Source organism: Helicobacter sp. 16-1353 (assembly GCF_003288815.1).
Classification (GTDB): Bacteria; Campylobacterota; Campylobacteria; order Campylobacterales; family Helicobacteraceae; genus NHYM01.
On sequence record NZ_NHYM01000017.1, the window covers coordinates 1 to 17,275 of the forward strand.

Below are 17,275 nucleotides of genomic sequence, written 5' to 3' on the forward strand. Positions count from 1 at the left end.
CACACTTCCACCATTTGCATAAGTTAGAGTATATTTATTGCCACTTGTATCAGTTACGAGTTTGTTTAAATCATAGTCTTTGCCAAGCTCAAAGGAATCCCCAAGAGTTAAAAGAAATTTAGAATCCGCCCCTAAAAGCCTTACGCTATTACTTACATCACTTTCACTTATAACTAAATGCGAAGTATCATCACTTGCAGTTGTGTAGCTAGTGAAACTATTAAAATCATTTGCATTTTTATTCACAATCAAGTGGTAGTTGGAGATATTAATTTTTGCGTTAGAATTTATAGTTTGAATGTGAGTGTATTTATTATCACGACTCTTAGCAAATATCTTGCCTTGATTATTTAGATTATTTATTGTGCCATATACTACGATATTTTCAATCGTGCCGTAATTATTGATAGTATCGATTGTGCTTTTGTCTACGACATTTATAGCACCATCATTAGAGCTACTACTAGTGGTAATTAGTCCGTAGTTATTGATAGTGCCGATTGTGCCACTATTACGAATACCGCTATTATTTCCACTTGTGCCAGAGTTAATTATGCCGTAGTTATTTAGTGTGGTGAGTATATTCTTATTAGTTATTTTAGAAATAGTTCCGTAGTTTGCTAGAGTAGTAATTTGACCGATTGTCTTACTATTTGTATTTGTAGCACCTATAGAAATACCATTAATCGTGCCATTATTTATTAGATTATTGATAGTAGCTTCACCAATGGCTCTTACATTTCCTACTTCAATTCCGTCTGCGCCACTACTTATTGTGCCGTTATTTGTTATCGTGGTGATTATGCCTTTGTGAGTAATGCCTCTATTTATACTGCCTATGTTTGTGTTTATAAAATCATTGATGTTGGCATCATCACCAATAGTAAGTCCTGCGTTGAAAGTCCCACTATTTTCTACCTTATTGTGGGTGCCAGTGATGGTTGTATCTGTTGTTATAGTGCCAGTGTAGAATTCATCGGCGTAAATTTGTGTAGTTAGAATAGTGAGAATGGCGATGAGTGGTGTGAATCTTGGGAATCTTAAAGATTGTTTAAGAAATTTGCTATTTTCTCTACTACCCTCCCCCATATAGTATAATTTCTCATATAGAACTGATATTTGTAGTTTTGGCAAAATTGAATTTATAAGCACTTTATCCCCCTTAAAATATTTTAAAATCCCTAGAATCTAAAGTTTTAGATTCTAGATTCACACCATTTATTTACTTCTTACCACCCAACTTTAACATTAAAGAATCCACTATTTTGTATAGTTTTATCACCAAAGTTACCTAGATAGTTTAAGCCGATATTTACACTCTCATTTATATTATAATTCACACCAAGTCCTAAATATGCGATATATTTATCAAATCCTAAATCATAATTATGTCTTTCATCTCGCCATTCTACTTCACCCTTTGGGTTATTTAGTGCATATTTATAACCTAAATTTGTATCAATACCAAATCCATTCTCAAATGCAAATCTATAATTAAATCCTAAATCCACATAAAGTAGATTATAGAATCCAGCTTTATATCTCACTTGAGTAATGGAATAATCATCAGTATTTAAGCCAGTAGATTCTAAGCCAAGCTCCATTCCAAAGATTCCAGCAGATTTAAAATCAAAGTTTTTTCCATAATAAACACTTAGGCTATATCCACTTGATTGCGGTGTGGCATAAGCTATATTTGGGCTATTATTAAATCTATAATTACCTTCATTTCGTATATACATAATATCTAATAATGCTTTTACATACATATCATAAGCTAAATCAAGTTTATAGTGTGCCCCAATTGCAAGTAAAACATGTCTAATGGTAGCGGAGTTATTATCATTATTACCACTTACTTTTCCAGAGCTAAATCCTATATGAGCTCCTAAGGTGTTAGATTCTCCAATCTTACTACTAAATCCACTTACTAATCCAAATGCATATCCACTTATATTATTAGAATCTAATATGGAATGTGTCATAAATGGTGTAAAGAATACTTGATGTTTATCATCATTATTTCTAAGATTAAAATCCACTATGGAATCTTCGGTTCTATAGAATCTATCATTGGATTGAAAGCTAGAATCTGCATTAGATAAAGCTTTGCTTGCTACACTTAAAACTAAGGAATTAGATTCTAAAGTTTCATTAGATTCCACATTTTTATTCTTTAGATTTTCTCGTATCTTTGCTATTCTTAAAGATTCTAGATTCTTTCTTTTTAAATCTCTTTTATTTGAAGCTAGATTCCCACTAAAGCCTATAGATGAGTTTTTAAATACTTGTGTTTTAATATTTGAATTTACTAAATTTATATTACTAGTATTTGCTTTATTTGTGGTGTTACCAATGGATTTGGTTAGGGTTTGTGGTTTTATATCTATATTTGCTCTAAAGTTATTTCCAGATTTCACTAATTCTACATTATTAAATATGCTTAGGTCTAATCCCAAGTTTGAAACATCTAATTCTAGATGTGAGAATAAATCATCGATATTTGAACCATCATCATAGATTAGATTATATTTATTAATCTGTATCTACTATAAGTTTATCCAAACTATAATTCACACCCAGCTCAAAACCACTTCTTGCAATTAATAGAATCTTAGAATTATCTTTATATAGTTTTACATCACCAGTATTATTAATGATTAAATGTGATAAATCATTGACATTGATATTATCTATAGTGTAGCCACTAAAATTATTGAAATCACTTGCAGTTTTATTTATCTCTAATTGATAGTTGGAGATATTTATTGAGCCACTATTGCTATTATGGATATGTGCGTATTTATCACTACTATTGCTTATATATATTCTACCTTGATTATTTAGATGAGAGATTAAAGCACTATTATTGAAGGCATTGATTGTGCCTGTGTTGTTTAAAGTAGTGATTATCTCTGCAGAATTAGTTATTGTTTTAATTAAACCATCGTTATTTAAGGTAGTTATATGTCCATTATTTTCTAAGGATTCTATTGTGTTGATATTATTTAAAGTAGTTATATCGTTTGAGCTATGACTAGTTATTGTTTTAATTAAACCATTGTTATTTAAAGTAGCTATATCGCCCATATTTTCAAATGTTTCTATTGTGCCAAAGTTATTATTTAAGGTAGTTATATTTCCATTATTTTCTAAGGATTCTATTGTGGTGATATTATTTAAAGTAGTTATAGCATTTTGATTATCTAGGGATTTTATTAAACCAAAGTTATTTAGCTCCATAATATTTCCAGTTTGATTTTCAAATGTATCTATTGTGGTAGTGTTTCTTATTTGGGCATTAACATTTGCATTAACCTTAACTTCATTATAGTTAACACCATAGAGTTGAGTATCTATATTTGTATCGCTATTAAAATATTTAGCACGAATGATTTTAAAATAATCTGTTGTGCCTTGAGTTATCACATAATCTGCATCTAAGAATCCCTGTGTAAGCGCTAAATGACTATATAGATTACTAACATCTCCACCATCTTTATAGGTTAGATTATATTTATTACCATTTGTATCTACTATGAGTTTATCTAGTGAATATTCCTTATTTACTTCAAAGTTATTTCCAAAGCTTATTAGGAATTTGGAGTTAGAATCTATGAGTTTTATCCTATTTTTTATACTGCTATCTACATCAGCATTAATAATTAAATGTGATAAATCGTTTAAATCATTTGTATCGACATTACCCTCAGTGTAGCTAGAAAAGGCATTAAATTCACTTGCATTTTTATCGATTTCTAAATGATAGTTTGAGATATTTATTGGAAAGCCATCATCAAGATGTGAGATATAGCCTCTATTTATGCTTAAATAAATCTTACCTTGATTATTAAGATTCTCAATCTTAGCATTAGTGCTGTTGCTTTTAAAATTATAAATTTCTCCATAATTATTTAGAGTGCCAATTATATTACTATTCATAAAGTTACTAAGATGCATTGAGGAATACCCAGAGCCAATTGTGCCGTAATTATCTAAAGTGGTGATTGTGCCTTTCCAATTATTAAAATCATTAATATGTGAATCACTTAGATTCTCAAACTTATCGATTGAAGTATCGTTTCTTAGTGTGCCACCAAGTGTTGCTTTGACTGTAACTTCATGATAGCCATTACCATCTAATACAATATCATCATTTGTATTACTATAAATGCGTTTATTAGGAACTATTTTAAAAGCATTTGATGCTGTGCCTTGAAGTAGCACATAATCTGCATCTAATGCTGCTTGTGAAAGTGTTAAATGACTATATAAATTGCTAACACTGCTACCATCAGCATAAAGGAGATTATATTTATTACCATCTGTCTTTACTATAAGTTTATCAAGTAAATAATCTTTGTTGAATTCAAAGTTACTTCCTACATTTAGTAATATCTTAGTATTAGAATCTAGGAAACGAACATTATTATTATCATTTGACATATCATTGATAACTAGATGTGATATATCGCTATATGGGTCGCTATATCCTAGAAAGCCATTAAAGCCATCAGCAGTTTTATTAATCTCTAAATAATAGTTTGAGAGATTTATATTACCTTTATTATGGATATGTGCAATAGGGTCATTTGATGGTAGTAAATATATGTCATACCTGCTTGAATAAATCTTACCTTGATTATTAAGATTATTAATCTTGCTATTTTCATGTGGTTTTGAAGCATCACCATAATTAATAAAATCATGAATTTCACCATAATTATTTATGGTATTAATTATACCGGGATAATTAATTTGCTCCACCCAGTCTAGACCTGCACTATCTTCCCCACCATTACGAAAGCTTGTGAAAAAAATGCTACCGCCAAATTTATCCCCATCGCCAATTTTGCCATAATTATTTATGGTATTAATCGTGCCGTAATTCACTAGGTCTTTTACTCTTCCAGTGTCTTTAACTGTAAGATTATCTATAGTGCTACGCTCTTCGTTTCTCAAATGAGCATCAAAATTTCCATAGATATTAACTTGATTTTCATTTTTTATATGTTTATTATGATGTTCATCATAGTAATCTACTGCTTGAAGTGGAATATGTAGAAAAGTGGTGAGAAGTAGAGTTAATATAAGGAATTTTAAACTATATTTAGAACTTTGGATTTTATAGCAAAATTGATTCCAAAATACTTGCCGGACCCCCCCCCATATATTTAGTTAGATTTGTAGTCATATATACCTCCAAAATTAAAATAAGTTACGAATTGTAATACAATCTAGATTATTTTGCAAGATATTGCTTATTTATCTTGTAAAAATTTATTCTATCTAAGGATATTAGCAATCTATTGATATAAATCATAAACTTTAATGATTTTAAAAGATATATATTCCTAAAAAATAGGCAAATGGATTATTTGATTGGGATTTTAGATTCTAAAGTTTAGAATGCTAGTTTAGAAACCTCTGGAATCTATGGGATTTTAGATTAATTTAAAAAGATTAAATAACCTTATTAGCACCAAAAAGTCCAATAAATGAGATTGAGTAAAGCCCTAAATTTTAGAATCCCAAAAGCTTTAATAAAATAAAGAATCTAGATTCAGCTTAAAGATTTAGAATCTTAAAATTACAAGATTTATGAGAATCTTATTTAAGGATTTATGCATTAAAAATAGATTAAAAATTAATTTTTAATCTATTTTTGCTGTTCTTTTAAGGGTTTGGATTTATAAAAATTATTATTAAATCCATTAGTTGGCGTTGGTTGCCTTTTATAATTGTATTTTTAAAACTTTCTCTCCTACCATTTCTGGTATCCAAAGATATTTCCCATCATAAAACATATCTGCTGGTCCTTTCAAATCACGCAAAGGAAGCTTTTTATAGCCCGTTTTGTCTATTTTATATACAATTCCATTTACTCCATTAACCCAATCGCTTAAGAATAAATTTCCATTTTCATCGCTAACTAGTCCGTCAAATACGCCTTTTAAGTCATTTGCTGGTTTTATTATCGTTTCATCAAGTTCGCCAAATATTGCCGCATTTTTGCCATTTGGGTCGTATCCTGCGATATAAAGTTTGTTATCTAAAAATACCATTCCATTTGGTCCGCCATCTTTGCCTACATTCATTTTAGCAAATGTCGAGTAGGATTTATCTTTTAAGTCTATTTTGTGAATTATGCCTGTTCCTGTATCGCTGATTAGGATATTTGTATCATTTAATTTAGTGATATGATTTAAAAATACAGCATCATCAATTTTGATAGAAAATAAAGCTTTTGCACTATTTACATCAAAAACCTTTAATTCATCTATATCAAGCACATAAAGTTTGCCATTTTCTATAAAAAGCCCTTTTGGAGCGTTGAGATTCTTGATGAAAGATTTATTTATCATCTTTCCATCATAGCTTAATTTTGATATAAAACCATCGCCATCTTTTGCCAATGGCTCTAGCTTTTTACCCACATTTGAAACGAAAACATTATCTTCATATACAAAAACACTCTCTGGGTGGCTGAATCCACTTATCTCTTGCACTATTTTTGCCTTAGCCTGCAAGTTTATAGCTACTAGAGCAAATAGCATAATTGTGATTAATGACTTTTTCATTATTTTCCTTTTTGTTAAATTAATATACGAAAATATTATATAAGAAATTTGATATTATTTGTATAATTTTTATGGATTATTATATAAGTTATTTGACTTTTTAAATTCATTTGGTGTTATATGGAATCTTTTTTTAAATCTCGCTATAAACCAAGCAGGTGAGCTAAATCCACATTCGGTGCAGATTTGATTGATATTTTTATTAGAATTTTTTATGAGATAAAGTGCAAGTTCAAATCTTTTATTATCCAGCCACTCTTTTGGGCTTATTTTAAACAATATTTTAAACTTTCTACTAAAGCTACTTATATCCATTTTGGTAGCATTTGCCATATCAAATACGGATTTAAAAGCAATATCATCTAAAAATAGAGCTTTAAAATTAATCGAATTTAATTTCACTAAGGTGTTTAGATACGCACTAAATCTGTCGTTTTTAGATGTTATCATATATAAAAATAGCTCTTCAAATTTTAGATTTATTATATTGTTATTATTTATATTATTTTTACTATATAAATCCAAAGAATGAAATATATTTTGTAGTGTTTCATCTCTGCTTATATAGTAGATAAAACTATCATTTTTATTATTTTTATAAGTATTGATTTTATATTTTTTAAGAAGTTTTATAAGCAACTCATCGCTAAAAAATAATATTAACGATTCATATCCATTTTTTGCTTTTATATCGCTAAGAGTGTAGCTTTTTGATGGTAGGAATATAGTATCTCCAGCTTTTATAATATGCTCTTCTTTGCTCGTATTAATTAGTTTTTTACCATTTTTTACAAAAATTATTGCATTTTTTTCGAATTTAGCCTGATATTTTAAATTTGTAATATTAGATTTGTATATTAAAAATAACAACTCATCATTGCCTATAAATGCATAATTATGTAATAAATCATTTGGAAGTATCATATCAAATTTCTTTTATTTTTTGCTATTATAATATAAATATTATAAATCCATATGCTAAAAGTTTTAGATATTATAGGCTTAAAATATCTAAAAATTAGCCAAAGATTCTGCTTTTAAGGCAACATAATAAAATCTTATCTTTTTAGTGCATTTACTGTTTGTAGCATAGAATCTGCTGTTTGTATGGTTTTAGAGTTTGCCTCATAAGCTCTTTGTCCAGTTATTAAATCTGTCATTTCTTCAACCAATTTTACATTACTCATTTCAATAAATCCCTGCCTTAGCATTCCAAAACCTTCATTTCCGGGGATTCCATTTATCGGTTCTCCAGAGGCATTTGTATTAATATATAGATTATCGCCAAGTGAATGTAATCCTGCGGGATTGATAAAAATAGTAGTTTCTATCTGTCCTAGTGTATTTAGCTCTGTTGAATTTGCTTGAACAACACTAATAGTCCCATCTGTGCCGATATTTATTTGCGTGGCGTCCTCTGGGATTGTGATATTTGGGATAAGTGTATATCCCTCGCTATTTACAATATTTCCCTCATTGTCAAGCTTAAAACTACCATTTCTGGTGTATGCAATAGTCCCATCTGGTAACTCAACTTGAAAAAATCCTCTACCCATTATCGCTACATCTAGATTATTTTCTGTTTCTTTTGGATTGCCTTGTGAGAAATGCTTCGCAATGGCTATAGGTCGCACACCAAGTCCTATTTCGATTCCAGTAGGTGCGATTGTAGTCTCACTCGTGGAAGTTCCCGCATATTGCATCGCTTGATAAAACAAATCTGCAAATTCTGCCCTTTGTTTTTTATAACCAATTGTATTGACATTTGCGATATTGTTTGAGGTTGTGTCAACCTGTGTTTGCATTCCTATCATTCCAGTAGCTGCAGTGTGAAGTGCCCTCATCATAACTTATCCTTTATGCTTGTTTGTATGCTAGTTTTGTTATTGCTTCGTTATTTAAGTCGTCTTGATGTGTTTTCATAACCTTAGAATACATATCAACAAGTCGATTCGTGCTAATTAAATTTGTCATTTCATTAACAGGATTAATATTGCTTTTCTCTATAAAACCGCTCATTAAAATATTTGCGTTATTAATATTTTGTCGCTCATTTAGTTTATCTTGTGGTAATTCATAGAGATTATTGCCTACTTTTTTAAGGTATTTTGGATTGATAAAATTCACCACTGCTATCATTCCTATTGGTTCAGGATTCCCAATATTTGCATTATCTAATTCCCTAATATAAATACTTCCATCTTTGCTTATTTCAATATTATTATTTGAAAGATTGATGTTAATAAAACCGCTTTCATCAATACCCTCGCTTGATAATACAGGGAATCCTTGTTTTGTAACTAAGATTCCATCATTGTTTAAGCTAAAAGCACCATCTCTAGTGTAGCGGATTCCATTTGGAGTTTGTATCGCAAAAAAGGCATTTTGATTACTCAATGCTAAATCAAGCGGATTTTCTGTTTTATTAAAACTACCTATACTCATATCTGTATATTCTTCTACAACTATTGGCACACGATTTAAAGTGCGATTTAAAAACTTTGATGCATCTCTTGTATGGTTTTCTAGAGGGAGTTCTCGTTTCGCCTCCTCATAAAGTCGCAAAAAATCCCCTACAACAATATCATCTCTTTTAAAGGCATTTGTGTTTGTATTTGCTAGATTATTGGAGATAACATCAAGTCGGTTAAATTGCGTTACCATTCCACCTGTGGCAGCGTAAAATCCATTTTGCATATAATTCCTTAAAATCAAAATTATATCTTTAAAGCAATATTTATTCCAAAATGTAGTTAATGTAGTGGATAAAAAGAGTTAGATATAACTAGAATCTTTTAGGATTCTAGCCTACTTAATACCTCATAATCATTTTGTATATCACAAGGAAGTATAATTCGTGATTTATGAGTATAGATATTCATATATCCATTTTTTGCAAAACCAACTAATGTAATACCTAGATTCTGTGCAGATTGGATGCCGAGTGCTGTTGTTGCGGCATTAGAAACAACTATGGGAATATCGTGCATAGCACATTTAATAACCATCTCCATTGATAGTCTTCCACTTACTATAAGTAGGGCAGTGGAAGTATCAACTTTAGCAAGTTTTGCTTTGCCAATTACCTTATCAAGTGCGTTATGTCGTCCTATATCTTCACTTGAAAATACCTGATTTCCACAAAAAAGCATTGCTTTATGAACGCAACCTGTAAGGTAAAAAAGCTCAGTATCTTTTTGAAATTTAAGTAAATACTGCTCTATCTCTTTTAGGTGAAATCGCACCTTTTGAGATAAAAACTTTTGTATGATTTTACCTTCAAAATTTGCACTTACTCCAACACAACAGCCCGAAGTTAAGGTTTTCTCGTGAAATAGATTGGCTATATTTTCATCATTTATTTTTGCATTAATAAACACACTTAAACCATCTTTTGAGACCTCAATATTATAAATATCTTCTATATTTTCAATAACACCCTCACTCATCAAAAACCCTACTGCATGGGCATCTTGGTCGTTTAAAATACACATTGTAGAGATAATTTTCGTTCCATTTAGATAGAGGCTTACTCGGTCTTCTTTTATTATCGTATCTTCATAAGATACAACTCGTAATTCCTTTGTATTTACCTTAACCATAGGAACTTTTATCATAAAATCATCATAATCTTGCAAGATTTTTCCTTATTAGTTTAATGCAACACTCTCATACTAGTTAGCTTACCAGAATCTGTTAATTCTTTATAATAAATGCTATGTAGAATTGAAAGCTCCTCTTCTCCCATTTTGCCATTTATTATCGCCTCGATTGCTCCCTCAATTGCAAAAAGTGCCATATAAATATGTGTGATTAACATCGCAATTATCACAAATCCAACGACATTGTGGATTATGGCAGTGAGCCTAAGCGTGTTTATATCAGTTAGTTGGAAAAACATAATTCCCCCGCTAATAACCATAACAGCTCCGCCAAGGATAGCTATCCAATACCACATTTTCTGCCCAGCATTGAATTTCCCCGCTGGAATCGGACGATTTTCCGTGCTTAAATAACCGCCCATAATCTTAAACCAATCTATGTCATATTTCCTAAACAAGGCGTCTTTAAACCACATACACGCCATAAGCACCCCAAATACCGCAAATATCGGCGTAGCAATGCCGTGCAAATCCCTTGCAAATCGCACGAACGCACCTCCGCCAAGATATGCTCCAAAAACCATAATAAGCCCAGTTAGGCAGATTAGCACAAAGGGGATTGCAGCTCCCCAATGCACGATGATATTAAACTTAGAGAAAACTTGCAATTTTTGATGATGATTAAATTTTCTCTGCCCCACCATTATAAAATGCCCCAAAAACGCCAATGGGACAAGGATAATAACTGCCAAAAACACATATTTAAAATATTTATTTTGTAATATGGTAAATAGCTCTCCAAGTCCGCTCATTCCACGAATCCCAGTGATTTTCTCTCCGCTTGTAAGGGGATTTATACTCCCTGTTTGAAAATCCATTGTATTTCCTAGCGAAACACCACTATTTAGGCTATCCAAACCCCAGCTTTTAATCGCCTCAATTTGATTTTTGCCATATATGTCTTTATTGTAATCTAAGTCAATCGCACCTTTAAATCCATCATTAGATGCTTGCGAGATAGTTATAATAAGACAAAATAATAATAATTTTATTAATCTCATTTTAACTCCTAATTTTTATAAGGTGCACTCCATATATATGAAGATGTATGCGAATTTTGACCTTTATTAATTACCCTTGTTCTAATAATATTGCTTACCTCATCGCTATTTCCAGCAACTAACGCCTTTGTCGAGCACATAGACGCACACATCGGCACTTTGCCCTCGGCTATGCGGTTTTGTCCATATAGCTTATACTCCTCCTCGCTAAAGGTCTCCTCTGGTCCTCCAGCACAAAAGGTGCATTTATCCATTGCCCCACGACTGCCAAATACATCGCTTTTTGGGAATTGTGGTGCGCCGAAAGGACACGCATACAAGCAGTATCCACAGCCAATGCATGTTTTTTTATCGTGTAAAACAATGCCATCGGCTCGAATGTAAAAGCAATCCACAGGGCAGACTTGTGCACAAGGGGCATCAGAACAATGCATACAAGCGATAGAAATTGACTTTTCCTTGCCTACTATGCCATCATTTACAGAGATAACTCGCCTTCGATTGACGCCCACTGGCAAGTGATGAGCCTCTTTACAAGCTACATCGCAACCGTGGCAGTCGATACATCGTAATTCATCGCAATAGAATTTGATTCTTGCGTGATTTGTGGCGTTAAAGCCACCAGTTGTCATATTACTCATTTCGCCCCCTTATGCTTTTTCTATTCTACACAAGCCGCATTTTGTCTCCGGACAAGCGGTGTTAAAATCAAATCCATAGCTTGTAATTAGCGTAGAAGCCTCGCCAATGGCATATGGCTCCGTGCCTTGCGGATATTTATCAAGCAGACTTTTTCCGCTATACACGCCAGAGAAGTTCTGTGGCAAGAATACGCTATTCTCATCGACCCTATATGAATGCCTAGCTTTTACTAGAATCTTCGTATATGAAGTCCCATGCACCCATACCATATCGCCGTCATTTACACCAAGGCTAAACGCCGTATCCGGGTGAATCTCCACATACATTTCGCCTTGCACTTCAGCTAGATATTTCGCGCTCCTTGTCTCAGTGCCTGTTCCCATATGTGCTACAAGTCGCCCTGTTAGCATATTTAGTGGGAATTCCTTTTTCCAGTCTTTTTCAGTTTGCCTAGAAATATACTTGATATTTGCCCTAAAGTGGTCTTTTTTATCCGGGAAAGTTGGATATTTGGCAATCAAGTCATCTCTAAAGCTATGCAACGGCTCTCTATGAAGTGGAATCTTATCATACCAATTCCACACCACCATTCTAGCCCTTCCATTTCCATACGGGCAGATTCCAGCAGCTAATGCCTTTTCAACCAAGATATTTGTGGAATCTGTCGCAAAAGTCGTGCCTTTGACCGCCTCTTTTTCCTTTTGTGTTAGCTTTATGCCAAGCACAGATTCTATATTTTCTGCCGTAATTGCTGGATGCCCTTTGATTTTAGAATTAGGCAATCCAACGGAGCTAAGCATACTAGAGCCATCAGGTGCACTTACACCCCAATTTACTCTAAAGCCCATTCCACCTTGCATTACCGGCACATCATCAGCATACATTATTGGAGTGCCCGGGTGTTTCTCACTCCAGCAAGGCCAAGGAAGTGCGTAATACTGCCCTTTCATAGGACCTTTGCCCTCTAGCGTTAGGCTATCAAACATATGCCAATTATCGCAATGCGATTTTAATCGCTTCGCGCTAAGCCCTTGTAAGCCAATGCTTCGAATGCTTTGAGCGAGTTCGGTTGTCGCATCATCAGGCCAAATAAACTCGCTTCGCCCATCTTTTTTAGCAATCTCATAGAGCGATTTTTGATATTTTTCTTTAAATCCAAGTCGCTCAGCTAAGTCGAATAAAATGTCGTGGTCTTCCCTACATTCAAACATAGGCTTAATGACTTGATACCGCCATTGATAGCCTCGATTTGTCGCAGCCACAGAGCCACTAGTCTCCATCTGCGAGGCAGCTGGGAGTAAGAAAAGATTATCTTTTCTATCGGTAATTACCGCTACATCATTCACATATGGGTCGATAAATACGAGGAGTTCAAGTTTATCTAACGCCTCTTTGGTTTTATCAAGCAAGGTTGTAGTTGAGATTCCATTACCGATTACTACCATTGCTTTTATCTGCGTTCCAGCGTTGTTTTCGTAGTTCTGCTCCTCTAAAACGCCAAATCGCCAAGTAGATAACGCATAGCCAGTTTTTTCCATCATAGCTTTGCTTTTAAATCTACTTTGCATCCACTCATAATCAACATACCAATGTTTGCAGAAGTGCCTCCACGGACCCTCGCCTAAGCCATAATAGCCCGGAAGTGAATCTGAGAGATTATTCATATCACTAGCACCTTGCACATTATCATGCCCACGCAAGATATTTACGCCACCGCCTTGTTTGCCAATATTGCCTAGAATCATCTGCAAGATTGGAGCCATTCGTGTATTATTCGTGCCTACGGTGTGCTGTGTAAGCCCTTGATTCCAAATTAAAGAAGCTGGCTTTGCCTTTGCCATTTCTTTTGCAATACGGATAATTGTATCAGCCGGGATTCCAGTAATATCGCTTGTAACTTCTGGCGTATATTTTTGTGCTTCTTTGAAAATCTCTTTATAGCCATATACACGCTCATCTAAATACTTTTTATCATATAAATTATTTGCCACAATTACATTTATCATTCCATAGATAAATGCCACATCTGTGCCACTTCGAATGCGAACAAATTCATTCGCTTTTGCTGCAGTTTTACTAAAATGTGGGTCAACACAAACAATTTTTGCCCCAGCTTCTTTGGCGCGTAAAATATGCACCATACTAACTGGGTGATTTACAGCTGGATTTGCCCCAATAACCAAAATAAACTTCGCAAATCTCATATCAGCAATATGATTTGTCATACCGCCATAACCAAATGTATTCGCCACACCGGCGACTGTTGGGCTATGTCAGATTCGAGCTTGGTGGTCTATATTATTTGTGCCGAAAAACGCCGCAAACTTCCTAATATAATAACTCTGCTCGTTGCTAACCTTGGCACTACCGATAAACATCACGCTATCAGGACCATATTTCTCACGCACTTCGGTAAGCTTTTTGGCGATTTTATCCATTGAGCTATCCCAAGTGGTTTTTTGCCACACGCCATTTACCTTTTCAATTGGGTATCTTAGGCGAGTAGTGCTTCGCACTCTATCTATCATATCCGCACCCTTGCAACAATGTCCGCCTTGCGAGATTGGGTGGTCTTGGGCGACTTCTTGGCGAACCCAGATTCCATCTACGACTTCAGCGATAATTCCACAGCCCACAGAGCAATGTGTGCAGATAGTTTTAATCTTTTTAGAATCTGGGAAATTCTCTTTCAATTCCTGATTACTAGCTTGTCGTAAAACTCGTGTCTCCTCACTCCCTAATACTTGCGAAACTCCAATAGCAGAGCCAAGCAAAGATAGCTTTAGAAATGCTCGTCTATTTTGTATGTTTTTATTTTCACTCATAACTTTCCCTTTGTTGTTATTGATTAAATTAATATGCTACTTTGTAATAAGCGTCCCAATATTTGCTTTTTTGATAAAGCACTTCTACCTTTTTCGACTTCCCTCGTGTAAGCCCCTCTTGTGTGGGCTTTCCACTAGAACACGCACTAAATGCCACGCCAGCTACGGCAGTTACCGCTCCAGCTTTGGCACTAGTTTTAAGAAACTCTCTACGCTTCATTCTCTCTCCTTATTTTGGTTTTAGGGTTAAACCCAATGGAATCTTTAGTAGTATAAAAACTCCATTCGATTTAAAAGTATTAATTTGATGTGCTATTTAAGAATGCATTTTCAAAATCTAAAAAACTATTTAATAACCTTGATATTTGAAAATATAAAGAATCGCTATGTTTATCTCCTATATCCTTTATTATTTTATCTTTCATAGGTTTTATGCAATCTTTGAATACTTCATTTTGCAATGCAGTCTCTCCATTTTGTAGCAAATATTTTGTAAATACAAATAAGAATCCAAAATGCTCCTCATTCTCCTTAAATTCTTTTTCATTTAATCTAACCTTACTTTTTCTAACTTTCTCCTTAGCTTTGATTAATCCGCTACCAGCAATCGTTTCATCAAGATAGTATGAAAGATATAGGATTATTTGAGGATTCTTTCTTTCCTTTTTTCTTTTATTTTTGCCTATATGAGTTTCTTTAATACCTGCATCAAAAGGAAGCATAAAAAATCTTGTATATTCAAAAAGTAGATTTTTAACCCCATTGGTTTTAATCTCATTTTCTAATACATTAAAATAATTCTCATCGCCCTCTATGATTGGCTCTGTCTTTAGAATCTCAATTTGTTTTAATAATAAATCTGCTCTATTTATCAATAAGTCATATAAAAACAATCCAGCGAAAAAATCATAATATAAGATTCTAGCCTTAGTTATATCTTGGGTTTGGGTGCTATTAGATGTTTTTCTCTTTAACATTTTATATTCCTAATTATACATTTGCTTTAAACATAACTTTTACTTTACAATCACTACAACACAATAAAGAGCGTTTCTTTGCTTCATCAAAGCTAAATATAGGTAGCATTATGGATTCTACCTTTTTGATGGATTTGGTGCTTGCAAAGATTTTCCCACATTCTACGCACCTAAAAGGCTCATCTTTTGCCTTTGTTTCATATCTAAAAAATGTATTATTAAGTTTCATTCCATCAAGTGGCATTTCTATAATATGTTCCGGACAAATATCTACACAAAGTCCACAAGCCGTGCAGATAGATGGATTAAGCAAAATGCTGAAATTATCTTTTGAGTTAATCAATGCTTTAGTATTGCAAGATTCCACACAGGACATACAAAGAGTGCATTTATCACTTTGTATATTTAGATTTGTATATTTGATTTTTGGGGTATTTTTTAATATTCCATAATCATTATCTTTTATCAAAAAACTAACGCGAGAAGCGAAAATCTCTCTACTAAACTCATTTTCCTCAGGATTATAATGATATGTTGGAAATGTTATATTTTTGGAGCATATATCTTTTATAACACTATCTTTTAAATCATCTAATATATAAACTGCTGTTTTAGAAAAAATCTTATTATATAAGTCATTAATAAAAGCTACTGCTTCGCATAGAATAGATTCTGCTTTACCATAAATAATGCATTGTTTTCCACTTGTTTGTAGTATGGATAGTAAATAAACCTCATTTAGCATATTAATATTTGGCAAAATAAAAGGCATAATTTTTGTATTTTTTATTGCATTTGCAATGTTTTTTGCATTCTTAGAATCCTCTAAATCTGTAAAATTAATAACAAGAGGAATCTTATCTTCATATAGATTTATCGCTTTAGAGATGCTAGTAAGTGTTGCATTTGCTTTTTGCATTGCACCACTCGGGCACACACTCACGCATTTCCCACAAAATATACAATCTATATTTGAAAATCTTAACTCTCTTAAATTATCATTTTTAGTAATAGCAAAAGTTGGGCAGATACTCTCACAGGCATAACAATATGAATATTCATTTTTATCTCTATGATAATATTGGCATCTATTTTTATCATAAAGAATAGTATTTTCATAAGTAAAATCACCTATAAACTCATTTAATACATTGATAATAGCATCTGCACTTTTGTAATCATTTGCAAAATGGATGCCAATTTGTGGAACTTTGGAATCTAATGCTTTAGAATCTAAAAATGGAGGTTTTGTGAAAAATACAATTTGCGATGTTTGTATAATCTCATTTTCAAATATTGCGATAAAATCGCCCAATGTGCCATTGAAAGAGTTAATATATGGTTTTGTTAAAATCTTAAATTTATCTTTTGCGTAATTGCAAAATTCCATAGATAATGGACTATCTCCAACAACTAGAATCTCATTTGCAACGCTAATATCTTGTTGATAATCAAGTCCTATATTTGATAATAAAATATCATAAACTTTTTTTAGAATCCCTCTTTGCTCTTTATTTAGCATTTGCAAAAAATCATCGAAAAAAGTTTCATATTGCATATCTAAGCCTTAGATTTCAAAAGATTATT

Annotated in this window: 14 protein-coding genes; all 14 read right to left on the reverse strand. The window is 32.8% G+C overall.

The features are described from left to right. On the reverse strand, positions 1 to 1,152 hold a 1,152-nt coding region (locus tag CCY99_RS08655; protein ID WP_220092252.1), incomplete at its 3' end, for a hypothetical protein. 77 nt (positions 1,153 to 1,229) lie between these two features. Beyond that, positions 1,230 to 2,420 (reverse strand): autotransporter outer membrane beta-barrel domain-containing protein, encoded by a 1,191-nt coding sequence (locus CCY99_RS08660; protein ID WP_146744966.1) that lies wholly within the window; start codon positions 2,418 to 2,420, stop codon positions 1,230 to 1,232. Between the two features lie 115 nt (positions 2,421 to 2,535). After that, a complete protein-coding gene (locus CCY99_RS08665; RefSeq protein ID WP_112061024.1) occupies positions 2,536 to 4,962 on the reverse strand; it encodes a hypothetical protein in 2,427 nt (808 codons plus the stop codon). A 773-nt stretch (positions 4,963 to 5,735) separates the two neighbouring features. After that, positions 5,736 to 6,581 (reverse strand): ATP-binding protein, encoded by an 846-nt coding sequence (locus CCY99_RS08670; RefSeq protein ID WP_258444025.1) that lies wholly within the window; start codon positions 6,579 to 6,581, stop codon positions 5,736 to 5,738. 69 nt (positions 6,582 to 6,650) lie between these two features. Next, a complete protein-coding gene (locus CCY99_RS08675; protein WP_112061026.1) occupies positions 6,651 to 7,505 on the reverse strand; it encodes an AraC family transcriptional regulator in 855 nt (284 codons plus the stop codon). 134 nt (positions 7,506 to 7,639) lie between these two features. Then, positions 7,640 to 8,428 (reverse strand): flagellar basal-body rod protein FlgG, encoded by a 789-nt coding sequence (gene flgG, locus CCY99_RS08680; protein WP_112061027.1) that lies wholly within the window; start codon positions 8,426 to 8,428, stop codon positions 7,640 to 7,642. 10 nt (positions 8,429 to 8,438) lie between these two features. Next, positions 8,439 to 9,278, reverse strand: a complete 840-nt coding sequence (locus tag CCY99_RS08685) for a flagellar hook-basal body protein (protein WP_112061028.1) — start codon at positions 9,276 to 9,278, stop codon at positions 8,439 to 8,441. A 98-nt stretch (positions 9,279 to 9,376) separates the two neighbouring features. Then, the gene (fdhD, locus tag CCY99_RS08690) at positions 9,377 to 10,219 is read right to left on the reverse strand and encodes a formate dehydrogenase accessory sulfurtransferase FdhD (protein ID WP_258444028.1); all 843 of its coding nucleotides are present in this window, start codon (positions 10,217 to 10,219) and stop codon (positions 9,377 to 9,379) included. Between the two features lie 17 nt (positions 10,220 to 10,236). Further along, a complete protein-coding gene (locus CCY99_RS08695) occupies positions 10,237 to 11,244 on the reverse strand; it encodes a formate dehydrogenase subunit gamma (protein WP_112061029.1) in 1,008 nt (335 codons plus the stop codon). Between the two features lie 8 nt (positions 11,245 to 11,252). Further along, entirely contained in the window at positions 11,253 to 11,876 is a 624-nt protein-coding gene (gene fdh3B, locus CCY99_RS08700; RefSeq protein WP_112061050.1) for a formate dehydrogenase FDH3 subunit beta, read from the reverse strand. Between the two features lie 18 nt (positions 11,877 to 11,894). Next, positions 11,895 to 14,711 carry a molybdopterin-dependent oxidoreductase gene (locus tag CCY99_RS08705; RefSeq protein ID WP_112061030.1) on the reverse strand — a complete coding sequence of 939 codons (2,817 nt, stop codon included), beginning with the start codon at positions 14,709 to 14,711 and terminating at the stop codon, positions 11,895 to 11,897. Positions 14,712 to 14,739: 28 nt separating this feature from the next. Beyond that, positions 14,740 to 14,931: a twin-arginine translocation signal domain-containing protein gene (locus CCY99_RS08710; protein ID WP_112061031.1), complete on the reverse strand. Its 192-nt coding sequence runs from the start codon at positions 14,929 to 14,931 to the stop codon at positions 14,740 to 14,742. Positions 14,932 to 15,010: 79 nt separating this feature from the next. Further along, a complete protein-coding gene (locus tag CCY99_RS08715) occupies positions 15,011 to 15,688 on the reverse strand; it encodes a molecular chaperone TorD family protein (protein ID WP_112061032.1) in 678 nt (225 codons plus the stop codon). Between the two features lie 13 nt (positions 15,689 to 15,701). After that, the gene (locus CCY99_RS08720; protein ID WP_112061033.1) at positions 15,702 to 17,246 is read right to left on the reverse strand and encodes a 4Fe-4S binding protein; all 1,545 of its coding nucleotides are present in this window, start codon (positions 17,244 to 17,246) and stop codon (positions 15,702 to 15,704) included. Between the last annotated feature and the right edge of the window lie 29 nt (positions 17,247 to 17,275).